The sequence below is a fragment of the uncultured Serinicoccus sp. genome, assembly GCF_947500995.1.
GTDB lineage: Bacteria > Actinomycetota > Actinomycetes > Actinomycetales > Dermatophilaceae > Ornithinicoccus.
Map to the genome: position 1 here is coordinate 108,889 of NZ_CANMUA010000010.1, position 24,654 is coordinate 133,542.

The following is a 24,654-nucleotide window of genomic DNA, read 5'->3' on the forward strand; positions in this document are numbered from 1 at the left end:
CCCTACGCGAGCCGTGCCCGGTGGTCAGCCGCGGATGAAGGCCTCGACCTCGGCGCGCCCCTGGTCGTCCGGCATCTGCACGGGCGGGCTCTTCATGAGGTAGGCGCTGGCCCCGACGACCGGACCACCCTGTCCCCGGTCCTTGGCGATCTTGGCCGCCCGGATGGCGTCGATGATGATGCCGGCCGAGTTGGGGCTGTCCCACACCTCGAGCTTGTACTCCAGGTTGATCGGCACGTCGCCGAACGCGCGACCCTCGAGGCGGACGTAGGCCCACTTGCGGTCGTCCAGCCACTGGACGTAGTCCGAGGGCCCGATGTGCACGTCCCGATCGGCCATGGTGCGCGCCATGTTGGACGTGACGGCCTGGGTCTTGGAGACCTTCTTGCTCTCCAGCCGCTCGCGCTCCAGCATGTTCTTGAAGTCCATGTTGCCGCCGACGTTGAGCTGGTAGGTCCGGTCGAGGGCCACGCCCCGCTCCTCGAACAGCCGGGCCAGCACGCGGTGGGTGATGGTGGCACCGACCTGGCTCTTGATGTCGTCACCGACGATCGGCACGCCGGCCGCCTCGAACCTGGCCGCCCACTCGGGGTCGCTCGCGATGAAGACCGGCAGGGCGTTGACGAAGGCCACGCCCGCGTCGAGCGCGCACTGCGCGTAGAACTTGTCGGCCTCCTCGCTGCCCACCGGCAGGTAGGACACGAGCACGTCGACCTCGGCGTCGCGCAGCACCTGCACGACGTCGACCGGCTCGACCGGCGACTCCTCCACCGTGAGGGCGTAGTACTTGCCGAGCCCGTCGAGGGTGGGGCCGCGCTGGACGGTCACCCCCGTGTCCGGCACCTGCGCGATGGAGATCGTGTTGTTCTCCCCGGCCTGGATGGCCTTGGCGAGGTCCTGGCCGACCTTGGCGGAGTCGACGTCGAACGCCGCCACGAACTCCAGGTCGCCCACGTGGTAGTCGCCGAACGACACGTGCATCAGCCCCGGGACCGACGCCGAGGGATCGGCGTCGCGGTAGTACTCCACACCTTGCACGAGCGAGCTGGCGCAGTTGCCCACGCCGACGATCGCGACCCTGACCGATGACATCCATGCTCCTTGCCGACATACCACGGGCGGCCCAGCGGGCCGCCCCTTCACGTACGGGGAACGCCGCCGAACGCGGACGCATTCCGGCTGCCCCCCGACGAGATGGGCACAATAGGGAGCGTGAGCCGATCCAGCACCGCCTCCGCCTCCCGTCCCCCCACCGGCCGCCGGCCCTCCCGTCCGCGCCGCGGGGGGAGGTTGCGTCGGGTCCTGCTCTGGCTGACGGGACTCGGGCTGCTGGCGATCCTGCTGGCCGTGGGGGTCTTCGCCTGGGCCTACAACCGGACCGACGTCCCCGAACCCAACGACTTCGCCGAGGCGCAGAGCTCGATCCTCTACTACGCCGACGGCGAGACCGAGCTGGCCCGCTTCACCGGTGGCTACGACCGCGAGGCGGTGCCGCTGTCGGAGGTGCCCGAGCACGTCCGCTACGCGATGCTCGCGGCCGAGGACCGCTCGTTCTACGAAAACGAGGGCGTGTCCATCACCGGCACGGCGCGCGGCGCCTGGCGCACGCTGACCGGTGACGGGCTCCAGGGCGGGTCCACCATCACCCAGCAGTACGTCAAGAACTACTACCTCACGGCCGACCAGACGCTGCAGCGCAAGTTCACCGAGGTCATCATCGCGGTCAAGATCGACAACGAGCTCTCCAAGGACCAGATCCTGGAGAACTACCTCAACACCATCTACTTCGGGCGGGGCGCCTACGGCATCCAGACCGCGAGCCAGGCCTACTTCGGCAAGGACGTCTCCGAGCTGTCCGTCGAGGAGGGCGCCTTCCTCGCCGGCGTCACCAACGCCCCCTCGCTGTTCGACCCCGACTACGCCGAGGGCAACGAGCAGCGGGCCGAGGACCGGGTCGCCTACGTCCTGGACGGCATGGTCGAGGAGGGCTGGCTGGAGCCCGCGGAACGGGAGGGCCTGGGCCTGCCCGAGATCCAGGAGCCGAGCCCCTCGACGGCGGCGCAGGGGGTCGAGGGCTACATCGCCGAGCAGGCGCGCAGCGAGCTCAGGGAGCTCCTGGGGGTGGACGACGCGGAGATCGACGGCGGCGGGCTGCGGGTCACCACCACGATCGTCGAACGGCACCAGCAGGCGGCGGAGGAGGCGGTCGACCTCTACCGTCCCACCGGGACGGGCACGGACGACATCACCGTCGCCCTCACCGCCGTCCGACCCGGCGACGGGGCCATCACCGCGATGTACGGCGGCGACGACTACCAGGAGACGCAGCTCAACGCGGCCACCGACGCCCGGGTCCAGGCCGGCTCCCTCTTCAAGCCGGTGACCCTGGTCGCCGCCGTGGAGGACGGCGTCGACACCCTCCAGACCTTCGAGGGCCCCACCCCGATGACCTTCGGCGAGGACGGGACGGAGGTCAACAACTTCCAGGACCTCTCCTTCGGCCTCATCGACCTGCGGGTCGCGCTCGCCGAGTCCGTCAACACCATCTACGTGCAGCTCAACGAGCAGATCGGCCCGGACCGCACCCGGGAGGCGGCCGTCGACCTCGGCCTGCCGGAGGACACCCCGGGCCTGGACACCGACCTGACCAACGTCCTGGGGACCGCCTCGCCGACCCTGCTGGAGATGACGAACGCGTATGCCACGCTCGCCGCCGAGGGCGAGCGCGCCACCCCCTACCTCATCGACCGGGTCGAGACGGTGGCCGGCGAGGTCACCTACGAGGCCGAGCCCGAGACCGAGGCCGGCGTCGAGCGCGACGCGGCGGTCGACACGACCGACGCGATGACCTACGTCATCGACCAGGGGTCGGGAATGGCGGCCGGGGACCTCGGCCGTCCGACCGCCGGCAAGTCCGGCACCAGCGAGAACAACGTGTCGGCCTGGTTCGACGGGTTCGCCCCCCAGCTCGCGGCGGGTGTGGTGATGTACAAGGGGGACGGCACGGTGCCGATGCAGGACGTCGCCGGGCTGGAGCAGATCACCGGTGGGACCTTCCCGGCGCAGGTGTGGGGGGGGTTCATGCGGCTCGCCCTCGACGGCGAGGAGGTGCTCGAGTTCGCGCCACGGGTCGGGACCGGGGGTCCGACCGACGACACCCCCACCACGCAGGAGCCCGCCACCGAGCCCGCCCCGACGAGCGAGGAGCCGACGCAGACCTCGGAGGAGCCCACCACCGAGGAGCCCACCACGACCGAGCCCACGGAGGAGCCGACCGACACGGAGCCGGATCCGACCAGCCCGGCGCCGGAGCCGACCAGCCCCGCGCCGACCGTCCCGGACCCGACGACGCCGGCCCCCACGCCGACGCAGCCCGCGCCTCCCGGTGACGGCACGGAGCCCGAGCCGACGGGGTGAGCCTTCCGGCGGACCCGCGCACGGCGGGAGGGGGTGATGACCGCCCCTGGCAGGTGCCGTCCTGGGTGGACCCGGTCGTCGCCCGGGCCACGGGGGTCGTCGGCGGGCCGTTGGGCCGGTATGCCGTGGTCGGCGGCCGTGGGCTGGCCGGCGTCGCCGCCGCGCTGACGCTCCTCGGCTCGCTGGTCCTCGGGCTCGGGGTCTGGCAGAAGGGCCACTGCCTCATGAAGGGCTGGAGCACGCCGGACCAGTTCTGGCGGGCGTGCTACTCCGACCTCCCCGTGGTGCACGTCAGCTCCCCGCTGGCGCGGGGCTCGCTGCCCTGGGCCGGTGAGGGTGCCGCCACGGGGACCGCCCCGCTGCCCGGCGCGGTGATGTGGCTCCTGGCCCAGGTCTCGCCCCGCTCCGGCGGCGGTCTGGCGGCCCAGCAGTGGATCTTCTCCCTCTGGGCACTGCTGTCCGTGGTGCTGGTGGGCCTGGCCGTGCTGGCGCTGGTGAGCCTCGCACCCGGGAGGCCGTGGCAGGCGGCTCACCTGGCCGTGAGCCCGGTGCTGGCCCTGCTCGCCCTCGTCTCCACCGACCTGCTCGGGGTGAGCCTCCTGCTGCTCGGCCTGTGGGCGTGGCGCCGCGAGCGCAGCTGGACGGCGGGCGTCCTCCTAGGACTCTCCTGCCTCGTCCGCCCGTTCCCGCTGCTCGTGCTGGCCGCGGTCGTCATCGTCGCGTGGCGGCGCGGCCGGCTGCTGCCCGCCCTGCAGACGGTGGTGGGCGCGGTCCTCGGTGCTCTGGCCGTGATCCTGCCCCTCGTCGCCGTCCAGCCCGAGGCGCTCTCCGCGGCGCAGCAGTGGTGGGGTCAGCCCGCGGGCTACGGCGCGCTCCAGATGGTGCCCCGGCTCGTGGGGCTCACCGTGCCGACGGCCCTCACGACGGCCGTGGCCGTGGGGGGCTGGCTGCTGGCCCTGGGCCTGGGGGTGCGTCTGTCGGCACCGGGACGGGCGGGGGGAGGGCGCGGGGTGGTCCAGCTGTCCGCCCTCATGCTGCTCGTCGTCGCGCTGACCGCGTCGTCCCTGTCGGTGCAGTCCGGCCTGTGGGTCCTCCCCTTCCTGGCCCTGTCCGCCGTGCGGTGGCCGAGGCACCTGCTGTGGGCGCTGGCCGAGTCGCTGGTCTTCCTCACGACGTGGCTGCACATCGCCTTCGCCAGCGACCCCGGTCGCGGTCTGCCCGGGGACGCGTACGCCCTCGCCGTGGTCCTCCGGGCCGTGGCCTGGTCCTGGGTCCTGTGGGAGGTCTCACGGGTGGACCCGTCGGCCGCTCAGCGACCGGTGCCGACCCCCACCCCGGACCGCACGGCCTCCCCCAGCTGATCGGCCAGCACGACCTGCGACACCTGCTCCTCCACGGCGTCGCGCAACGACCGGACGTAGGTCGCCGACAGGTGGTTGCTGTCCCGCCACACGACGACCTCGCCGACGATGGGGCTGCAGGTGCGGCCGGGGCAGACCGCGTCGGTCAGGTCCAGGACCGGCAGCTCGGGGCGCTGCTCGGCCATCAGGTCGTGCCCGGTGCCGGAGGTGGCCAGCCCCTGCTCCCGGTCGAACGCGCACCGCGGGACGTCGTCCTCGTTCTCCAGCAGGCAGGCCGGCACGTCGAAGGGCGCCCGGGGCACGTCCCGGATGAGGGCGGGCCGCATCCCCTCCTCGCGCAGCATGTCGATCCGCGCCCCCAGGCCCGCGGCCACCTTCTCGTCCCCGGTGGTGCCGTAGGACGCGCTGGAGAGGAGCACCACGTCCGGGGACTCGCGGACGAGCGCCTCGTCCAGGCGCTGCTGCCACCGGGTGCACTGACGGTAGTCACCCGCCTGCCCGGAGCGTTCCACCACGAGGCCACGGGCCGGCGGGCACGACGACTTGGTCATGGCGAGGACCCGCCACCCCCGGTCCCGGCCGATCGCGTCCATGGCCGTCATCCACATCCCCGCATGGCTGTCACCGATGAGCGCGACCGTGAGATCGCCGTCGGGGTCACCCCCCTCGCACACCCCGACCCGGGTGCCGCCCAGCGCCACGAAGCACTCCTCCGGCTCCAGCACCGGCACGTCGTCGGGCACCTGCTCCAGCGGCACGGCGAGGTCACCGACCTGCTCGGGGATCTCGACGACGGGAGGCGGCTCCCCGAGGACGTCCGAGGCCCCGCTGCCCGCGGACGCCGCCACGACCGGGCCCGACCCTGCGCCGGCCGCTCCCGGCGCCGGGTCGTCGACACCGACCGCGAGGGTGTCGGCACCCACCGGGGACCGCAGCTGCTCCACCACGTCGGGGGTCCGCCAGCGGGCCGCCTGCTCGGTCTCCGACTGCGGGGCGGCCAGCATGAGGGCGAGCCCCAGCGCCGCACCCGCCAGGGTGCAGTTCACCCCGAGCCGCAAGGTGCGCCGGACGACGACGCCGGGGGGCAGCTGGGCCGCCAGGACCCGCCCGTGCCGGCGGACGGGGTCCTCCACCAGGGCGAAGGACCACCAGGCGGGCAGGACGGACAGCCCCACGGCCAGCAGGCCCCAGTGGACCGGGAGGGTGTCGGGCCCCCCTCGGCCGACGTGCGCCATCTCGGCCGCGACGGCGACGAACGGCCAGTGCCAGAGATAGAGGCTGTAGGACAACCGGCCCACCCACTGCAGGGGCCGGGCCCGCAGCAGCGCCTCCGGCCCCAGACCGCCCGCGGACGGGCCGGCCACGAGCACGAGCGCGACGCCGACCGTCGGCAGCAGCGCCCACAGGCCGGGGAAGGGGGTCTGCGTGGTGATGACGACGAGCGCCACGCCGACCATCGCCAGCCCCAGCCAGCCGAGGGCGGCGGCGACCGCGCGCGGCAGCCGCGGCCACGCGCGGGCGCCCAGGGCGACGACCGCCCCGAGCATGAGCTCGTGGACCCGGGTCGGGGTCACGAAGTAGGCGGCCGGCTCCTCCAGGGTCCAGCGCCAGGAGACCACCAGGGACCCGGCGAACAGGCCGAGGGTGACCACCCACGTCAGGGTGCTGAAGACGCGGGCCCGGCCGGCGGCATACACGAGGATCAGCAGCAGGACGACCGGCCACACGAGGTAGAACTGCTCCTCCACCGACAGCGACCAGTAGTGCTGGAGCGGGCTGGGGGCCCGCTCGAGGTCGAGGTAGTCCACCGAGCGCCAGGCCATCCGCCAGTTGACGACGTAGGTCGCCGACGCGAGCAGGTCGCCGCCCACCTCGCCCCAGCGGCCCCGGGGCAGGAAGAGGACGGTGAGCAGGGCGGTGCCGGCCAGGGCGGCCAGCGCCGCCGGAAGCAGTCGCCGGGCACGCCGGGCGTAGAAGCGACCGAGGTCGACCCGTCCGCGTGCGCGTCCCTCCTCCAGCAGCAACGAGGTCATGAGGAACCCGCTGACCACGAAGAACACGTCGACACCGACGAAGCCGCCCGGGAGCAGGGGGACCCCGGCGTGCCACAGCATGACGGCCAGCACCGCCAGGGCGCGCATGCCCTCGATGTCGCTGCGGAAGTCGCGGGGCACGGGTGGCACCCGCAGCGCGTGCCGGGCCGCGTGCAGGGCCCGTGCCCGGCGCCGGGTGAGCGGGGCCTCGGTTGCCGTGCTCACGAGACCCCCGTCGGCTCCGGCTCCGGGTGGTCAGCCAGCCCCGCCCGGTGGGCGGCCTCGACGCGCACGGCCACCGCCAGCAGCGCGGCCGCGACGAGGAGCCACAGGAGACCCCGGTCGTCGACGGGCTCGGTGGGGACCCGGGCGCCGTGGGTCAGCTCGGTGCCGTCGGCGCGCTCCTGCACGGTGAGGGCCGCCCCGGTGTCCGCGGCGAGCGCCGCCAGCCTCGGGTCGGGCGCCGTGGCCTCGAGGTGCACCTGGCGGTCCTCGGCCTCGTGCCGGACCGCCAACCGCACGCTGCCGGACAGCTCGGGGTCCAGCTCCACGACCCGCTCGACCTCGGGCCGCAGGGCCGGGTCGGTGAGCTGCACCGAGAGCTGGTCGGCGGCGCGCTCGGTGGGGGCGGTGAGCGTCGCGCTCGCCGCGTAGGTCCGCGGCTGCACGAGCTCGACGAGGCCGACGGCGAGCACCGCCAGCAGCACGAGCGTGATCCAGGGCAGGCGGGCGAGGAGATGGGTCCAGCGGCGGGGTGCGGGGTGGCTGCGACGGGCCGGGCGGTGCCTACCCACCGGGCGTCTCCTGCTCCGCCCACCACCTCAGCAGCTCGGCACGGGCTCCCTCCTCGCCCAGCGGACCCTGGTCCAGCCGCACCGCGAGGAGGTGCTGGTAGGCCCGACCGAGCTGCGGACCGGGAGGGATGCCGAGGACCGCCCCGATCTGGTGCCCGTCGAGCTCGGGCCGGACCGCGCTGAGCTCCTCCTCCTCCCGGAGCCGCTCGATGCGCTCCTCGAGGTGGTCGTAGCTCGCCGAGAGGCGGGCGGCCTTGCGCCGGTTGCGGGTGGTGCAGTCGGACCGGGTGAGCTTGTGCAGCCGCCCGAGGAGCGGCCCTGCGTCGGTGATGTAGCGCCGGACCGCCGCATCGGTCCACTCTCCCGAGCCGTACCCGTGGAAGCGCAGGTGCAGCTCGACCAGCCGGGTGACGGCGCGCACCGTCTCCTTGTCGAAGCGCAGGGCGCGTAGCCGGGCGCGGGTCATCTTGGCGCCGACCACCTCGTGGTGGTGGAAGCTGACCCCCCCTCCCGGCTCGAAGCGCCGGGTGGCGGGCTTGCCGATGTCGTGCAGCAGCGCCGCCAGCCGCAGGACGAGGTCCGGGCCCGGCACGCGGTCGGGGTCGTCCTCCCGCGCCCCCGGTTCGTCCTCGAGGCCGATGGCCTGCTCCAGCACGATGAGGCTGTGCTCGTAGACGTCCTTGTGGCGGTGGTGCTCGTCGACCTCCAGCCGCAGGGCGGGCAGCTCGGGAAGCACCTGGTCGGCGAGCCCGGTCGTCACGAGGATCTCGAGCCCGGCGCGGGGGTCGGGGGCCAGCACGAGCTTGACGAGCTCGTCGCGGACCCGCTCCGCGGACACGATCGAGAGGCGGTCGGCCATGTCGGTCATGGCGGCCAGGACCTCGCTCGTCGGCCGGAAGCCCAGCTGGGCGGCGAACCGGGCCGCCCGGAGCATCCGCAGGGGGTCGTCGGCGAAGGACACCTCGGGCCCGTGCGGGGTGCGCAGCCGGCGTCCCGCCAGGTCGGCCAGACCGCCGTGCGGGTCGACGAAGGTGAGCTCGGGCAGGCGCAGGGCCATCGCGTTGACCCTGAAGTCGCGACGGACGAGATCCTCCTCGAGCGAGCTCCCGAAGGCGACCACGGGCTTGCGGGTCTCACCGTCGTAGGCGTCTGCGCGGTAGGTGGTGATCTCCAGCGTGTGCGCGCCGCGACGCGCACCGATGGTCCCGAACGCGCGGCCGACGTCCCACGTCGTGTCCGCCCAGCCGGTCAGCACCCGCTCGATCTCCTCGGGCGTGGCCGAGGTGGTGAGGTCGAGGTCGGTGGAGGGGCGACCGAGGAAGGCGTCGCGGACAGGCCCGCCGACGAGCGCCACCTCGTGCCCGGCAGCACCGAAGAGCTCACCGATCTCGGTGAGCAGCCCCATGGCCGGGGTCAGCTGGCGCAGGGCGCGCACGAGCAGCGCGCCGTCGGTGGTCATCTCGTCGGCGGACATCGGATCTAGGGTAGACGGCCCCCGCGCCGGGCCGGGTCGTCGTCCGGTCCGGGCCGACCCCACTCGTTACAGTGGGTGGATGACCACCACGCCTCCGCGCCAGCACCACGGCGCGCGACGGCTGCCGTCGGTCAACGAGACCTCGGCGGGGGGTGTGGTCATCGACGTCTACGAGGGGCAGGCCAGGATCGCCATCATCGCGCGCCGCAACCGATCCGGTCGCGTCGAGTGGTGCCTGCCCAAGGGGCACGTCGAGCCCGGGGAGACCCTCGTGCAGACCGCGGAGCGGGAGGTGGCCGAGGAGACCGGTATCCAGGGTCGGGTCCTCATCACCCTGGGCACGATCGAGTACTGGTTCACCACCCCCTCGCACCGCATCCACAAGATGGTCCACCACTACCTCCTCGAGGCGACGGGGGGCTGTCTCACCATCGACAACGACCCCGACCAGGAGGCGATCGACGCCATCTGGGTCCCGTTGGACGAGGTCCACCGCAAGCTCACCTTCCCCAACGAGCGCCGCATCGCCCGGGAGGCCTGGCTCCGACTCACCCGGAGCGCCTGAGGGGCCACGTCGTTGACCACCACCTCTCCCCGCCCGCGACGGGCGCTGCGTCCCCGGCGCCTGCCCGCCACGGCGCTCGCCCTCGGGGTGTGGGCGAGCCTGGTCGCGGCACCGCTGGGCGGACCCCTGACGACCCACGAGGCGTCTGCCGCACCGGGGTCGCCGTCGACGACGGAGACGACCGAGGTGTCGGTGCTGCTCGACGAGGTCGACCCGGTCGTGCTCGTCCCCGGGGAGCCCCTGACCCTCACCGGTCGTCTGCTCAACCACGGTTCCGTGCCGCGCCGGCTGACCTCGCTCACCGCCAGCCTGTCCGCCACCTCGCTGACCTCGCGGGACCAGGTGGGCCAGTGGCTCGACGGCGAGCTGAGCCTGGGTCAGGAGGTGGTCCTCGGGGACGACACCGTCGGGCCGGTCGTGCCGGCCAGCGGCGCCGTCCCCTTCCGGGTGGAGGTCCCCGCCTCGGTCACCGAGGACCTGCCGGACGACGCGGGGGTCCTCCCCCTGGTCCTGCGCGCCGCCGAGGAGGAGGACGACGGGGCGACGGCGCCGGCGGGCGCCCGGCTGCGCTCCACGCTGTCGAGCGCCGGCCTGGGCGACGTCGCCAACCCGCTCGAGACCGCCTGGGTGGTCCCGCTCGCCCTGCCCGCCGACCCCGGCCTGTTCAGCCCGGTCGACGGGGAACACGCCGAGGCCTGGGCCGCCGCCATCGGCCCGGAGTCGATGGTGACCGCGTGGTTGCAGGAGCTGGACGTGCCCGCGGTCACCTACGTCGTCGATCCGGCGACCGTGCTGGCCCAGCAACCGGCGCCCAGCATCGCCACGCCGCGGGAGGGCTCGGTCGAGCCGACGCCGACGCCCACCACCCCGGCGCCGCAGGCTCCGACCACGGCCACCGAGACGCCGGCCCCGGAGGGGACGGGCGCCGAGGACGGGACGACGGCCCCGGACCAGACCGTCCCGGCGCCGGTCCCCGACGACGCCGTCGCCACCACGACCCCGGAGCAGACGACGGCGCCGGCCGAGCCGTCCGGCGCCGACGCCGAGGACGTCCGGGCTGCGGCGGCGACCCTGTCGACGACGCTGGCCGGGCTGCCGGACGAGCAGCTCTGGTGGCTGCCCCGGCACGATCCCGACCTCGAGCTGGTCCGGCGTCGCCAACCTCCCCAGGACGTCGTGGCCGACCTGTTCGCCCCGGCCGCCGACGCCACTGACCCCTTGGTCCTCAGCACCGGCCGGCGCGACGTGGCGTGGCCGGTCGGGGGCGCCCCGGATCCCGGCGAGATGGCGCAGATGACGGCACTGGTGCGAGGCGTCGACGCGGACCTGCGGGTCGTGGTCCTGCCGCGGGAGAGCCTCACCGCCGACTCGGCCGCCCTGCCGCGTCGGGGGGCGGTGCCGTTGGAGCGGCCCGGTGGGCTCCTCGCCCTGGGTGCCGACTCCTGGACCAGCGCCCTGGTCGCCCAGAGCCCGCAGGAGGCCGAGGAGCGTGGTGCGGGTGCCGCCGCCCAGCACCTCCTGGCCCATACCCTCGGCACCCACCTCGAGGACCCCACCGAGGTGCGGGAGCTCGTCGTCGCCCCCCCGCGGCGGACCCCGGCGAGCACCGAGATGCTCGAGCAGCTCAGCGACGGCTGGCGACAGGCCCCGTGGATCTCGTCCGTCTCGGCCCAGGACCTCCTGGACCGGGCCGAGGGCTCCCAGCAGCTGCGCCTGACCGGTGAGGGGCCGCAGGAGGCCGTGCTGGGCGACCTCGTCCAGCAGCTGAGGGCCCCCGAGAGCCCCGTCGACCCCGAGCGCGCCGAGGTGCTCGCCGTCAGCGCCGAGCAGCTCGACGACCTGACGACGGTGCTCGACGACAGCACGGCGCTGGACTCCTGGCGGCCGGTGCTCGACACGCTGTGGTCCGGGGTCTGGCGGGGCCACGAGGAGGGGTGGCTGCAGACCCGCGCCGTGGTGCGCGACGACATCCAGTCCACCCGCGACGGCATCTGGGTCACCCCCAGCAGCGTCAACTTCCTCACCAACCAGGGCGACATCGGCATCACCGTCGTCAACGACCTCGGCGTCGCGGTCGAGGACGTCGTCCTCGAGCTGGTCGCCACGAACGGTCGGCTCCAGGTCATCCAGCAGCCCGACCCGGTCGACATCGGCGCCGACAGCCGGGCGACCGCCTCCGTGACCGCACGGTCCATCACCCGCGGGGAGACGACGCTCGTCGCCCAGCTGAGCACCCCGGACGGCACGACCCTCGGGGAGCCCGTCGCGATCGAGGTGCGGGTCCAGCCCACCGGCATCTGGGTCTACTGGGTCCTGGGAGGCGTCGCCGGTCTCGTCCTCGTCCTCGGTCTCGCCCGGGCGCTGCGCAGCGCGCCCGACGGCCCCACCGACGGCCCCACCGCGGGCCCGGGAGGATCGACGTGAGCGACAACGGCACCGGCTCCAGCTCGTCCCTGGCCCGCTCCAGCGTCATCATGGCCGGGGGCACGCTGGCGTCCCGGCTGCTGGGGATGGCCCGCATGGCGCTCCTCGGCATCGCCATCGGGGTCCTCACCCCGGCGGGGAGCGTGTGGGACACCGCCAACACCATCCCCAACACCATCTACCTCCTGCTGGCGGCGGGGGTCTTCAACGTCCTCCTCCTGCCCCAGCTGACCCGGGCCATGACCCGGGGCCGGGAGGGCCAGGAGTACAGCGACCGGCTCATCACGCTCTCGGTCGCCATCCTCGTGCTGGGCACCGTCGTCTTCACGGCGGCAGCCCCACTCGTGACCAAGGTGTATGCCCTCTCCTGGGCCTGGGACGACCCCAAGCTGCAGCTCGCGGTCGTCTTCGCCTACCTGTGCATCCCGCAGATGCTCTTCTACGGCCTGCACACGGTCATGGGGCAGGTCCTGGCCGCCCACCACCGGTTCGCCGCGTTCACGTGGAGCCCGGCGCTGGCCAACATCGTCGCCATCGTCGGCATCGTCGTCTTCATGCGCCGCTACCCCGACGCGGGCACGATCGAGCTGCAGGACTGGACCCCCGGGATGATCGGCCTGCTGGCCGGGTCGGCGACGCTCGGCATCGTGCTGCAGGCGCTCGTCCTCGTCCCCGCCGTCCGGGCCACCGGGTTCCGGTGGCGTCCGCGGTGGGGCCTGCGGGGGGTCGGCCTCGGCACGGCGGGGGTGATGGCCGGCTGGGCGCTGGCCGACATGGCCGTCTCCCAGGGCGGGATGCTCGTCGTCACCAACCTGCTCAGCGATGTCATCGACCAGGTGCCGGACGCCCCGGGCAAGATCACCTACACCTACGCCTTCTCGCTGTTCGTCCTCCCGCACTCGCTCATCGCGCTGTCCCTGCTCACCGCGATCTACCCCGTCCTGTCCAAGGACGCCGCGCGCGACGACCTCACCGCGATGGCCGAGCACACCTCCCGCGGGCTGCGCCTGCTCGGGTCGGCCATGGTGCCCATCGCCCTCGGGATGGTCCTCTTCGCGCCCCTGCTCGTGCGGGTCGTCTACTTCGGCAGCACTCCCGCCGAGCACGCCGCCATCGCTGCCATCGTGGTCGCCATGGTCGTCGGCCTGGTGCCCTACGGCGTCTACCTGCTGTGCTCGCGCGTCTTCTACTCCTTCGAGGACGCCCGCACCCCGTTCCTCTTCCAGGTCGCCGTCACCTCGGTGCTCCTGACGATGTGCCTCGTCGCCGCCTTCGCGGCGCCGGCCCGGGTGGCCATCCTGCTGGGGCTGGGCCAGGCGCTCGGCCAGACGACGGCCGCGGTCCTGGGGCTGCGGGCGGCCCGCCGTCGCCTGCCCGCGCTGGGCCTGCGGTCCACCGGGGCCACCTTCCTGCGGGCGGGCGCCGCCGCCGTCCTGGCCCTCGCCCCGGCCTGGCTGGCCATGCGGCTGCTCGACCGGGGTGCGCCGCCCGACCCCACCTCGACCCAGCCGCAGGGGGTGGACGGCTTCGTCAGCGCGGCGGCGACCCTGGCGGTGGCGGGGACCTTGTTCCTCGTCGTGTATGCCGTCCTCGCCCACCGCTTCGGGGTGCGTGAGGTCGGTGACGTCGCCGCGCCCCTCCTCCGTCGGGTCCCGGGGCTGCGCCGGTTCGCCCCCCGGGGGGCGACGGCAGCGGTCACCGACATCGACCCGGCGCGGGTCGACACCACGGCGGCCGCGGACGCCGCCTCCTCGCTCTCCGGGCTGGAGGAGCAGCCGGCCGGCGGCCCGACCACGGATCGCCCGACCCGGGACGGCGCGGCGACAGCAGCCGGGCCGGGCGGTCGCGGCACACTAGGGTGGGACGACCACCGCACGCGCCCAGGAGAGGACACCAGCATGGATCGGCTCGAGGTCGGCACCCGCCTGGGTGACCGTTACGTCCTCGACGAGCTGCTGGCGGAGCGCGAGGGCGGGGGCCTGGAGTACTGGTCGGCCAAGGACAGCACCCTCGGGCGCCTCGTCGCCGTCACCGTGCTGCCCTCCGAGGGCCCGTCGGCGCAGGTCGCGGCCGCCGTGCTGGACGGTGCCCGGCGAGTCGCCTCGGTCGACGACCCCCGGCTCGTGCGCGTCCTGGACGTCGGCGACGAGGACGGCCTCTGCTGGATCATCGAGGAGGGGTTGTCCGAGGCGGAGTCCCTGGCCTCGCTGGTCGAGGAGCACCCGCTCCCCGCGGAGGAGGCCCGTCGTCTGGTCGGCGAGAGTGCTGCCGCTCTCGAGTCGGCCCGGCGCCGTGGGCTGCACCATCTCTACCTCAACCCGCACTCGGTCCTGCGCACGAGCGAGGGCGCCGTCAAGGTCTCGGGTGTCGGGGTCGCCTCGGCCCTCGAGGGCACCGACGACGTGACCGCGGACGAGGCCTCGCTCATCGACTCCGCGGACCTCGTCTCCCTGCTCTACACCGCCCTCACCGGCCGGTGGCCCGGCGAGGACCTGGCGGGCGTCCGACCGGCCCGACGTCTCGCCGACGGCACCCTCCCGGCACCCTCGGAGCTGGTCTCGGGGGTCCCTGGTGACCTCGACGCCCTCTGCCGGCTGGCGCACGGCTCGGAGGCCGACCTGCACGCGGCCCCGCACACGCCGGGCGAGCTCGTCCGTCAGCTCTCGCCCTGGTCACCCGAGATGGTGCGCGGAACCCCTCCGGGGGAGCTGGCCACCCCCGCCACGCCCCGCCGCCACGACGGGCACGACGGGCACGGTGACGACGCGGCGCGCGGTGCGGTCGCTGCCTCCGCCGCAGCCGGCGCGGCCACCGGGTCAGCCACCGGGGCGGAGGCCCACGGCTCGGGGTCCGACGGCACGACCGCGGACGCCACCGACGAGGTCCCCCGCCCCTACTACCGCACGGAGGCGTCCGCCGCAGCCCCCGCCGGGGCCCGCCCGGCGCGGCCGGACGACACGATGGGCGGCCTCCTGCGTGGCGGCGAGGCCAGCCAGGCCCGGGCCGAGCAGGCGCGCACCACGACGACGGCCCAGGCATCGCGCCCGGCGGCGGGTGCCGCTGCGGGCCTGCCGGAGGAGCGGGGGACGGGGGCGCAGACCGTGATGGTCCTCGTCATCACCCTGGCACTGCTCGGCATCGCCATCTTCCTCGGCTGGGGGGTCCTGCGCGGCCTCGGCGGCTCGGAGGAGGATCCCGGCACAGCCGCAGCCACGAGCTCTCCGACCGAGCAGCAGCCCGAGGAGGGCGACGACGCGGCCGCGACGAGCGAGGCCGCACCGCAGGACACCGAGCAGGCGGAGCCGGCCCCCGAGCCGCAGGGGCCCATCAGCATCGAGGGGATCACGTCCTTCGACCCCGAGGGCGACGGCGACGAGCGCAACGACCTGGCGCCGCTGGCCGTCGACGGCGACGAGGGCACCGAGTGGACCTCGCACACCTACCTGTCCGAGGGGTGGGGCTCGCTGAAGAGCGGCACCGGTCTCGTGCTCGACCTCGGGGAGGAGACCGAGGTGTCGGAGGTGGAGGTCGTGCTCGGGGAGGGCGACATGGGCGCGACGCTCTACGTCGCGGACACCCCGACGCTGGACGGCGCCACCGAGCTGGGCAGCGAGGACTCCGCAGAGGGGACGTGGACCGTCTCCCCCGACGAGCCGGCGACGGGGCGCTACGTCATCCTGTGGTTCACCCGGGCCTTCGCCGGACCGGACGGTGAGATCGTGCGAGTGGCCGAGATCACCGTCCGGTGAGCCCGACCGGCACCGTGAGCAGCGCCTCCGAGCTCGCCGGGCTGGACGACCTCACCCTCCTGCGCCGCCACCAGGACGGCGACCACGAGGCCTTCGGCGAGATCTTCCGCCGTCACCGGGACCGGATGTGGGCGGTGGCCCTGCGGACCACCCGTGACCCCGAGCTCGCCTCGGACGCCGTCCAAGACGCCTTCCTCAACGCCTTCCGTCGCGCCGGGTCCTTCCGTGGCGACGCGCAGGTCACCACCTGGCTGCACCGCATCACGGTCAACGCCTGCCTGGACCGCCTGCGGCGGAGCCGACCCACCGTCGAGCTCGAGGGGCACGAACCGGTCGACCCCCGGGACCGGCATACCTCGGTGGAGGTGCGTCTGGACGTGCAGGACGCGCTCGCCCGCCTCCCGGAGGGCCAACGGCTCGCGCTCGTCCTCGTCGACATGCACGGCCTGAGCATCGCCGAGGCGGCCGACGTCCTGGAGGTCGCCCAGGGCACCGTGAAGTCCCGGTGCTCACGCGGACGCGAGGCGATGGCGCGACTGCTGCACCTCGACGTGCAGGACGAGGGGCGGTGACCGTCGTGGCGTCGCACCGGCAGGGAACCACGCCCCCGTCCTGCTCGTCGTATCCCCGTGGGCCGCACCAGGGGCCCCGGTCCGGGCGCCACCCCGGACCTGACGCAGCCGCGACGCACGAGGAGAGGAGGTTCTTGCGCCATGCCCCCCGTTGACCCGCCCGAGGGCCACGACCCCGACGACCAGGAGCACGACCCCACCGGCGTCCGCGCCCTGCTCTCCGGACTGCCCGACCCCGGCCCGATGCCCGAACACCTCGTGCACCGCATCCAGACCCGTCTGGCGGTGGAGCGTGAGCACCTCGTCGACGCCGCCTCCCACCACCCGCTGACGGGGTCGGCGGACCGGGTGGTCGACCTCGCCGCCGAGCGGGGTCGGCGACGCCCCGGCCGGACGCTGGGGCTGCTGGCCGCCGCCGCAGCGGGACTGGCGATCACCACGGTGACCTTCACCCAGCTCCTCGGCGGGACGGGCACCGGCGACAGCGGGGCGCTGGCGCAGTACCCCTCCCGGGCGGAGTCCGACGACGCGGCCGTCGCCGACCAGGAGGAGAATGGCGGCGGCGACACCTCGGGCTCGGCGGGCGAGGACGGGACGGCAGCTGACGGCGCGTCGGAGGAGGACGCCACCATCCCCTCCGAGGAACGCACCGACGGCGCCGGCAGCCTGGGGACCCTGAGCGAGGTCGCATCACCCACCGTCGTGCCGGACCTGGGCGTGGTGGTCCACGACGACTACGCCGTCCGCATGGCTCAGGTCAGCGCTGGCGGCGCGGCCGCCGACGCCTCGTCCTCGCTGACCACGGCCCAGGCCACGCAGTGCTGGGGCGGTCTGCCCCCGGCGGTGGCGTCGCGCTGGGAGCAGAGGTTCGCCGCCCCGGCACAGCTGCGGTCCGACGAGGGTCCGCAGGAGGTCGTGGTCCTCCTCGGCCGGGCCCCGGACGGCAGCGGGCACGCCTGGATGGTGCCCCACGCCTGCGTCAAACGGCCGGGTATCGCTCCCCTCGAGCCGGAAGGCGACCCGGTCCCGGGCTCCTGACCGTCGCGAGCACGCCGTCCCGGCCCGTCACCGCACCGACCGGACCCCTGGAACAATGTCGTCCTAGGATCGGTTGACCCCCACGTCCGGACCATCGATCCGCCGTGCAACCCCCGCGAGGAAGGCTTCCATGACCATCGACCTGCTGCCCCGCCCCAGCGGCTCCGGCGGTGGTGACGCCACCGCCCTCCGTGAGGTGATCATCATCGGCTCCGGCCCGGCGGGCTACACCGCCGCCGTCTACGCCGCGCGGGCCAACCTGGCGCCGCTGGTCTTTGAGGGCAGCGTCACCGCCGGTGGCGCCCTGATGAACACCACCGAGGTGGAGAACTTCCCCGGCTTCCCCGAGGGGATCATGGGTCCGCAGCTCATGATGGACATGCGGGAGCAGGCCGAGAGGTTCGGCGCCGAGCTCGTCCGCGACGACGTGGTGGAGGTCGACCTCAGCGGGTCGGTGAAGCGGGTCACGGACGCCGAGGGGACGGTCCACGAGGCGCGGGCGGTGATCCTGGCCATGGGTTCCGCCTACCGCGAGCTGGGTCTGCCGCGTGAGCAGGAGCTCTCCGGGCACGGTGTCTCCTGGTGCGCCACCTGCGACGGCGCCTTCTTCCGTGACCAGGACATCGTCGTCGTCGGTGGCGGCGACTCGGCGATGGAGGAGGCGACCTTCCTGAGCCGCTTCGCCCGCTCCATCACCGTGGTCCACCGCCGTGACGAGCTGCGGGCCAGCCGGATCATGGCCGAGCGCGCCCAGGCCGACGACAAGATCTCGTTCGCCTGGAACTCCGCGGTGACCGAGCTTGAGGGCTCCCCCAAGCTGACCGGCATCCAGCTGGCCGACACGGTCACCGGCGAGCAGCGCCACGTCCCCGCCACCGGGCTGTTCATCGCCATCGGGCACGACCCCCGCAACGAGCTGGTCCGCGGGCAGGTGGAGCTCGACGACGAGGGCTACGTCGTGGTGCAGGGCCGGGGGACGGAGACCAGCATCGAGGGTGTCTTCGCCTGCGGTGACCTCGTCGACCACACCTACCGCCAGGCGATCACCGCCGCCGGCACCGGCTGCGCGGCGGCACTAGACGCCGAGCGCTACCTCGCTGCCCGCGACCACGCCCAGGGCATGTCCCACCACCTCGCAACCGCTGTGTCACAAGGAGATTCATGAGCATCAACCACACGTCCGACGCCACCTTCACCGAGGACGTCCTGCAGCACGACGGGCCGGTGCTCGTCGACTTCTGGGCTCCCTGGTGCGGTCCCTGCAAGATGATCGCTCCCATCCTGGAGGAGCTCTCGGAGGAGTGGGGCGACAAGCTCAAGGTCGTCAAGCTCAACACCGACGAGAACCCGCAAACCACCCAGAGCTACGGGATCACGGGCATCCCGACGATGCACGTGTACTCCGGGGGCGAGGTCGTCAAGACCATCGTCGGGGCGCTGCCCAAGAAGAAGCTGGCCAACGAGCTGGAGCCGTTCACCGCCTGAGCGCCTCCACACCCTGACGGGCTCGCAGCGTCCGTCATCCACAGCCGTCCACGGGGTTTGTCCACACCCTGTGGACGGCTTCGTGGTTGCGCGCCAGACTTGGTGGCGGGTCGGTGATCAGCGATGATGGGGTCCTCATGACTGATGACGACGGAGCGCTCGGCTGGCCGGGTAGGGACGACGACCGCGCGGACATCCTGGAGGGGTTCGCTTCGGCCGCCCTCGGCTGGCCCAGCCTGACGGCGGGCCCTGAGCACAACGGACGAACTGTTCCACGTGGAACTGAGACGTCGGTTCCACGTGGAACCGATACTGATGCGCCGGAGGCGACGGTGTCTGGGACGGGCCACGCGCCCGAACCGGTCGCGCACCCTCGAGCCGGATCTGGCACTGTTCCACGGGAAACCCCGCCCGCTCCTGCACTCCCGGCTCCCGCGCGTGGCACGGTCAAGCCCTGGCAGGGCACCCGGGTCATCACCGTGTCGAACCAGAAGGGCGGCGTCGGCAAGACCACCACGGCCGTCAACCTCGCTGCCGCCATGGCCGGGAGCGGACTTCGCGTGCTGGTCATCGACATGGATCCGCAGGGAAACGCCAGCACCGCCCTCTCCATCCCGCACAGCAGCGGTACGGCCGGCATCTACGACGTCCTCATCGACGGCGTTCCCTTGGCGGACGTGGTCCAGCCCTGCCCGCAGGTCCCGGGACTGTCCTGCGCGCCGGCCACCATCGACCTGGCCGGCGCCGAGATCGAGCTCGTCCCGCTGGTGGCCCGCGAGAACCGGCTGCGCCGGGCCGTGCAGTCCTATCTCGGGTCGGCGGCGGATCCCCCGGACCTCGTCCTCATCGACTGCCCACCCAGTCTGGGCCTGCTCACGGTCAACGCCTTCGTGGCGGCGCGCGAGCTGCTCATCCCGATCCAGTGCGAGTACTACGCCCTGGAAGGACTGAGCCAGCTGCTGAAGAACGTCGATCTCATCCAGCAGCACCTCAATGCCGACCTGCACGTCTCCACCATCCTCCTGACGATGTTCGACGGGCGTACCCGCCTGGCCTCCGACGTGGCCGACCAGGTCCGTGAGCACTTCGGGGACCGCGTGCTGCGGACCGCCATCCCCCGGTCCGTGCGCATCAGCGAGGCACCCAGCCACGGGGAGACCGTGATGACCTACGACCCGACCAGCACGGGAGCCCTGTCCTACGCCGAAGCGGCCGCCGAGATGCGCCGCACCAAGGAGATCTCATGACCGACCGACGACGTGGACTCGGCAAAGGCCTGGGGGCGCTCATCCCGCAGCAGCCGGCAGGAGACCTCGACCGTCCGCGGGATGTCTTCTTCCCCCGGGGGGACAGCGTCCCCACCGTTGCGGAGCACCCTCGCCCGACCGTCACGGACACCCCTGGTGCCGCGGACGGCGACGGTTCTGCTGGTTCCACGGGAAACGACGGCCAGCCACGCGCTGACCACGACGGCGCGCCCACGACGGTCGACGTGCAGGGCGACGAGCTCGCCCCGGTCCCTGGGGCGTCGTTCGCCGAGGTCGCCCTCGACCAGATCCGGGCGAACCCGCGGCAACCGCGGTCCGTCTTCGACGAGGACGACCTCGCCGAGCTGGTCGGCAGCATCCGCGAGCTCGGCGTGCTGCAGCCGGTCGTCGTCCGCCCCACGGACCCGGCCGAGGTGGCGGCCGGTGAGCCCCCCTTCGAGCTCGTCATGGGGGAACGTCGTCTGCGGGCCTCCCGCGCCGCGCACCAGACCACGATCCCCGCCATCGTGCGCGCCACCGAGGACGAGCACATGCTCCGGGACGCGCTGCTGGAGAACCTGCACCGCGCTCAGCTGAACCCGTTGGAGGAGGCCGCGGCATACCAGCAGCTGCTCGAGGACTTCGGGTGCACCCACGACGAGCTGGCGGGACGCATCGGCCGGTCCCGCCCCCAGATCAGCAACACGATCCGGCTGCTCCGGCTCCCCCCGATGGTGCAGCGACGCGTGGCCTCGGGGGTGCTCAGCGCCGGGCACGCCCGCGCCCTGCTGGGTCTGGCCGACGGCGCCGCCATGGAGCGGCTCGCCCAGCGCATCGTCGCCGAGGGCCTGTCGGTGCGGTCGGTCGAAGAGATCGTCATGATGGGTGACGAGGACCGTCCGGTCCGCCGCCGGAGCGCCGGTTCCTTACCGTCTCCGGAGCTGGAGCAGATCGCCAGCTCGCTCTCCGGCCGGCTCGACACGCGGGTCCAGGTCTCCATGGGTCGCCGCAAGGGCAAGATGGTCATCGAGTTCGCGGGCCAGGACGACCTGGAGCGAATCCTGGACCTGCTCGGGCGGGACGAGCTCGGTCCGTCGTCGACGACGGACTGACCCCCGGCTCCGCCCTACCCGGGGCGGACGATCTCCACGACCCGGACGGGACCTGCGGGAGTCCCGTCCGCCAGCACGTGCACCTGCGCGCTGCGCACCCCGTGCCGGCGCAACACCGGTCGCGCCTGCTCGAGCTCGGTGGCGGCCGCCTTCCCCTTGAGGGCGAGCAACCGGCCACCCTCGGCGAGCAGGGGGAAGCCCCACGCGACGAGCTTGTCCAGGGAGGCCACCGCCCGGGCGGTGACCACCGGCGCCACCAGGCCCACCTCCTGGGCCCGCCCCCGGTGCACCGTCACGTTGTCCAGGCCGAGCTCGGCGACGGCGTGCTCCAGCCACGTGGTGCGCCGCAGCAGCGGCTCCACGAGGTGCAGCCTCAGGTCGGGCCGGGCGATGGCCAGGACGATCCCCGGTAGGCCGGCGCCCGACCCGATGTCGACGACCTCGGCGTCCCCCTCGCAGAGGGCCTCGACGACCGCACAGTTGACCAGGTGCCGTTCCCAGAGGCGGTCCGTCTCCCGAGGCCCGATGAGCCCGTGGCTGATGCCGGTGGTGGCCAGGAGCTCGGCATACCGCGTCGCCACCGGGAGCCGCGCACCGAAGATCTCGCGCGCCTGGTCCGGGGGCGGTGGGGCGGCAGCGGTGGCCGGCACGGCGTCAGTCAGCCGGCAGGATGACCACGTAGCGCGAGGGCTCCACGCCCTCGGACTCCGAGGTGAGCCCCGCCGCCAGCACCTCGTCGTGCACGACCTTGCGCTCGAAGGCGGTCATCGGCTCGAGGTCCCGACGTTCCCCGGAGTCCTTGACCTCCGCGATGGCACTCCGCGCCTGGGTCACCAGGGCGCTGCGACGGTCCGCACGGTAGCCGGCCACGTCCAGCATGAGCCGGCTGCGCTCTCCGGTCTCGGCCTGCACGGCCAGGCGGGTCAGCTCCTGCAGCGCCTCGAGGACCGAACCGCCCGGGCCGACCAGCCGACGCGGCGCCGCACCGTCCTCGGAGTCGACGAGGGCCACGGCGGCGCGGTCTCCGTCCACGTCCACCTCGAGGTCGCCGTCGAGGTCGGCGATGTCGAGCAGCGTCTCCAGGAAGTCCGCCGCCACCTCGCCCTCACGGACGAGGTCGGGCGAGGCGCCACGGTCTGCCGTCGGCGACGACTCGGCTGTGACCTGCGTCACATCAGCGTCGGCGTCCTCCGCGTCGCCCGTGCCGCCCTGCTCGCCGGGCGCCGGCCCGTCCTGGGTGGGCTCCTGCGCCGTCGGCTGGTCGGTCTGCACCTGCTCGTCGGTGGTCGCCGTGTCGGTGTCGTTCGTGGTGCTCATCTGCACTCCTGTCTCGAGGACGGTCGGATCGGTGGGGGCCGTCCCGGAGGGACGGCGCCCGTCAGCGCTTCTTGCGGCGCTTCTTGCTCCTGGGCTGCGCCCGCTGGCCGGCCGCGCGCGCCTGCACCTGCGCCTGGGCCGCCTCACGCTCGGCCATGAAGTTGGGGTTCTTGAGCTGGACGCCCAGGGCGGTCTTGCCCTTGCGTGCCATGCGCGCCTTGTACTTCTCCTCGGCCGGGGTGTTCGGCGCCGGCATGTTGCGGATGACGAAGAACTGCTGCCCCATCGTCCAGAAGTTGCTGACGGTCCAGTAGATGAGCAGGGCCACGGGGAAATTGACGCCGGTGACGGCGAAGACGACGGGCAGGACGTAGATGAGGATCTGCTGCTGCCGGGCCATCGGGCTGTTGAGGGCCTCGGGCGACATGTTCTGCCGCATGAGCTGGTGGCTCGTGATGAACTGCGTCCCCGACATCACGAGGATGAGCACGAGGGAGAGGATCTTGGCCGAGAGGTCCTGGTCGTGCAGGAACGTCGAAGTGAGGCCCGCGCCGAAGATCTCCGACCCGGCCATCTTGCTGGCCAGCTCCCGCGTGAAGAGACCCAACGGCTCGATCTCCCCGCGGGAGACGGTCTCCGCGGTGTTGAGCAGCCGGAAGAGCGCGAAGAAGAACGGCATCTGGATGAGGATCGGCAGGCACGCCCCGAACGGGTTGGCCCCCGCCTCCCGGTAGAGCCCGAACGTCTCCTCCTGGAAGGCCTTCTGGCTGGCCTGGTCCTTCTTGCCCTTGTACTTCGCCTGGATCTTCATCAGCTCGGGCTGGACGATCTGCAACCGTCGCTGGCTCTTGATCTGCCGGATCATCAGCGGGGTCAGGAGCGCCCGCAGCGTCACCACGAGACCGACGATGGCCAGCACCCAGGTCCACCCGCTGGTGTCCGGCAGACCCAACCGGGTCAGCAACCACTCCAGCCCCACGAGGATGGCGGAGTCGAACCAGATGAAGGGGAAGAGGAGGGTGTCGAAGAATCCCATGCGGTCCTCAGGGTCGGCGGTGCGCGGCAGAGCCGCCCACCGAGGTGGAGGGCCCGGGGAGGTCCCCGGACGCGTCGGACGTGGAGGCGTCGGTATGCCGTGGGGGCACGTGGTCGACGCCGCCGGCCGCCCACGGGTGGCAACGCAGGACCCGGCGCACGGTCAGCCAGCCGCCACGCACCGGGCCGTGCCGCTCGAGCGCCGTCACGCCGTAGGCGCTGCACGAGGGGTAGTACCGACAGACCGGACCCAGCAGCGGTGAGACCGTCCACTGGTAGATCCGCACCATCCACACGAGAGGACGAGCGAGAACGCTGCGGCGTTCCCCCGGTCCGACCCCGCCGCGGTGGACGTCGCGCAGCTGCTCTCCGGTGCCCCCGGACGGTCCGCCGGTCACGAGCGCCTCGTCACAGCACGCGCAAGGGCCTGGTCCAGGGCGGCTCCGAGCTCGGCCGAGGTCGCCTGCGCCGCGGGCGCCAGCGCCCGCACCACCACGTCCGCGGCCGGGGGGAGGCCCTCCACCCGGTCCGCCACGAGGTGCCTCAGGCGACGCGCGGTGCGGTGGCGCACGACGGAGTTGCCGACCGCCTTGGACACGACGAAGCCCACGCGCGGGCACGTGTCGACGGACGCGACGGCAGTCGCGTCGGGTCGGGGCAGGCAGACGTGCACGACGAGGAGGTCGGTGCCGGCCCGCTGACGCCGTCGCCCGTCACCGCGACCCCGCAGGACCGATCGGAAGTCCTCTCCCGAGGTCAGGCGGTGGCGGCGCGCAAGCATGGACGCAGCGCCGGCGGTGCCGACGGCTCAGGCCGAGATGGAGGAGCGGCCCTTGCGGCGACGCGCGTTGAGGATGCTGCGTCCGGCACGCGTGCGCATGCGCAGGCGGAAGCCGTGCTTCTTGGCGCGACGGCGGTTGTTCGGCTGGAAGGTGCGCTTGCTCATCACTACTCCGGTCGGTGCTGGCGGTACAGGTCGGCAGGGCCGGGTCGGCCGCCAACGGAAGCCCGCGCACGAGGGCGGAGACGTC

The 24,654-nt window shown here is 73.3% G+C and carries 21 protein-coding genes; 11 read left to right on the plus strand and 10 right to left on the minus strand.

The window, feature by feature from the left end:
• Window positions 1-24: 24 nt before the first annotated feature.
• Window positions 25-1,092 carry an inositol-3-phosphate synthase gene (locus Q0967_RS15545; protein WP_298752024.1) on the minus strand — a complete coding sequence of 356 codons (1,068 nt, stop codon included), beginning with the start codon at window positions 1,090-1,092 and terminating at the stop codon, window positions 25-27.
• 120 nt (window positions 1,093-1,212) lie between these two features.
• On the opposite strand from Q0967_RS15545, the gene Q0967_RS15550 reads away from it, so the two are divergent.
• Window positions 1,213-3,417, plus strand: a complete 2,205-nt coding sequence (locus tag Q0967_RS15550; protein WP_298752021.1) for a transglycosylase domain-containing protein — start codon at window positions 1,213-1,215, stop codon at window positions 3,415-3,417.
• A complete protein-coding gene (locus tag Q0967_RS15555; RefSeq protein ID WP_298752019.1) occupies window positions 3,414-4,778 on the plus strand; it encodes a hypothetical protein in 1,365 nt (454 codons plus the stop codon). Before Q0967_RS15550 ends, Q0967_RS15555 begins: the two co-directional genes overlap by 4 nt.
• Here the strand turns inward: Q0967_RS15555 and Q0967_RS15560 are convergent.
• Genes Q0967_RS15560 through Q0967_RS15570 form a run of 3 tightly spaced genes read right to left on the minus strand, consistent with a single transcriptional unit; the run spans window position 4,727 to window position 9,079 of the window.
• On the minus strand, window positions 4,727-7,036 hold the full coding sequence (locus Q0967_RS15560; protein ID WP_299450892.1) for an acyltransferase family protein: 2,310 nt from the start codon (window positions 7,034-7,036) through the stop codon (window positions 4,727-4,729). The two genes, Q0967_RS15555 and Q0967_RS15560, sit on opposite strands and share 52 nt — an antisense overlap.
• Complete coding sequence (locus tag Q0967_RS15565; protein WP_298752014.1) at window positions 7,033-7,605, minus strand: hypothetical protein; 573 nt, start codon at window positions 7,603-7,605, stop codon at window positions 7,033-7,035. Before Q0967_RS15565 ends, Q0967_RS15560 begins: the two co-directional genes overlap by 4 nt.
• Complete coding sequence (locus Q0967_RS15570) at window positions 7,598-9,079, minus strand: CCA tRNA nucleotidyltransferase (RefSeq protein ID WP_298752012.1); 1,482 nt, start codon at window positions 9,077-9,079, stop codon at window positions 7,598-7,600. Before Q0967_RS15570 ends, Q0967_RS15565 begins: the two co-directional genes overlap by 8 nt.
• Before the next feature lie 79 nt (window positions 9,080-9,158).
• On the opposite strand from Q0967_RS15570, the gene Q0967_RS15575 reads away from it, so the two are divergent.
• From Q0967_RS15575 to Q0967_RS15615, 9 genes are all read left to right on the plus strand, one after another.
• Window positions 9,159-9,644, plus strand: coding sequence for an NUDIX hydrolase (locus tag Q0967_RS15575; protein ID WP_298752010.1), 486 nt, complete (start codon window positions 9,159-9,161; stop codon window positions 9,642-9,644).
• A gap of 12 nt (window positions 9,645-9,656) precedes the next feature.
• Window positions 9,657-12,068, plus strand: coding sequence for a DUF6049 family protein (locus tag Q0967_RS15580; RefSeq protein ID WP_299450897.1), 2,412 nt, complete (start codon window positions 9,657-9,659; stop codon window positions 12,066-12,068).
• Window positions 12,065-15,817 carry a murein biosynthesis integral membrane protein MurJ gene (locus Q0967_RS15585; RefSeq protein ID WP_298752006.1) on the plus strand — a complete coding sequence of 1,251 codons (3,753 nt, stop codon included), beginning with the start codon at window positions 12,065-12,067 and terminating at the stop codon, window positions 15,815-15,817. The genes Q0967_RS15580 and Q0967_RS15585 overlap by 4 nt, the downstream gene beginning before the upstream one ends.
• Window positions 15,814-16,389: an RNA polymerase sigma factor SigM gene (gene sigM / locus Q0967_RS15590; RefSeq protein WP_298752003.1), complete on the plus strand. Its 576-nt coding sequence runs from the start codon at window positions 15,814-15,816 to the stop codon at window positions 16,387-16,389. The genes Q0967_RS15585 and sigM overlap by 4 nt, the downstream gene beginning before the upstream one ends.
• Before the next feature lie 141 nt (window positions 16,390-16,530).
• Window positions 16,531-17,427, plus strand: coding sequence for a hypothetical protein (locus tag Q0967_RS15595; protein WP_298752001.1), 897 nt, complete (start codon window positions 16,531-16,533; stop codon window positions 17,425-17,427).
• A 130-nt stretch (window positions 17,428-17,557) separates the two neighbouring features.
• Window positions 17,558-18,592: a thioredoxin-disulfide reductase gene (gene trxB, locus Q0967_RS15600; protein ID WP_298751999.1), complete on the plus strand. Its 1,035-nt coding sequence runs from the start codon at window positions 17,558-17,560 to the stop codon at window positions 18,590-18,592.
• Window positions 18,589-18,912: a thioredoxin gene (trxA, locus tag Q0967_RS15605; RefSeq protein WP_298751997.1), complete on the plus strand. Its 324-nt coding sequence runs from the start codon at window positions 18,589-18,591 to the stop codon at window positions 18,910-18,912. Before trxB ends, trxA begins: the two co-directional genes overlap by 4 nt.
• A gap of 194 nt (window positions 18,913-19,106) precedes the next feature.
• Window positions 19,107-20,159 carry a ParA family protein gene (locus Q0967_RS15610; protein ID WP_298752184.1) on the plus strand — a complete coding sequence of 351 codons (1,053 nt, stop codon included), beginning with the start codon at window positions 19,107-19,109 and terminating at the stop codon, window positions 20,157-20,159.
• Window positions 20,156-21,271: a ParB/RepB/Spo0J family partition protein gene (locus tag Q0967_RS15615; protein WP_299450903.1), complete on the plus strand. Its 1,116-nt coding sequence runs from the start codon at window positions 20,156-20,158 to the stop codon at window positions 21,269-21,271. The genes Q0967_RS15610 and Q0967_RS15615 overlap by 4 nt, the downstream gene beginning before the upstream one ends.
• Before the next feature lie 14 nt (window positions 21,272-21,285).
• On the opposite strand, the gene rsmG is transcribed toward Q0967_RS15615, so the two are convergent.
• The 6 genes from rsmG to rpmH form a co-directional block, all read right to left on the minus strand.
• Window positions 21,286-21,921, minus strand: coding sequence for a 16S rRNA (guanine(527)-N(7))-methyltransferase RsmG (gene rsmG / locus Q0967_RS15620; RefSeq protein WP_298751993.1), 636 nt, complete (start codon window positions 21,919-21,921; stop codon window positions 21,286-21,288).
• A gap of 4 nt (window positions 21,922-21,925) precedes the next feature.
• Window positions 21,926-22,588, minus strand: a complete 663-nt coding sequence (locus tag Q0967_RS15625; protein WP_299450907.1) for a R3H domain-containing nucleic acid-binding protein — start codon at window positions 22,586-22,588, stop codon at window positions 21,926-21,928.
• Window positions 22,589-22,649: 61 nt separating this feature from the next.
• Window positions 22,650-23,624, minus strand: coding sequence for a membrane protein insertase YidC (gene yidC / locus Q0967_RS15630; protein ID WP_298751987.1), 975 nt, complete (start codon window positions 23,622-23,624; stop codon window positions 22,650-22,652).
• 7 nt (window positions 23,625-23,631) lie between these two features.
• Window positions 23,632-24,021 (minus strand): membrane protein insertion efficiency factor YidD, encoded by a 390-nt coding sequence (gene yidD / locus Q0967_RS15635; protein WP_367181625.1) that lies wholly within the window; start codon window positions 24,019-24,021, stop codon window positions 23,632-23,634.
• Complete coding sequence (rnpA, locus tag Q0967_RS15640; RefSeq protein ID WP_299450909.1) at window positions 24,018-24,404, minus strand: ribonuclease P protein component; 387 nt, start codon at window positions 24,402-24,404, stop codon at window positions 24,018-24,020. Before rnpA ends, yidD begins: the two co-directional genes overlap by 4 nt.
• Window positions 24,405-24,431: 27 nt before the next feature.
• The gene (rpmH, locus tag Q0967_RS15645; protein WP_058892008.1) at window positions 24,432-24,569 is read right to left on the minus strand and encodes a 50S ribosomal protein L34; all 138 of its coding nucleotides are present in this window, start codon (window positions 24,567-24,569) and stop codon (window positions 24,432-24,434) included.
• Window positions 24,570-24,654: the final 85 nt, after the last annotated feature.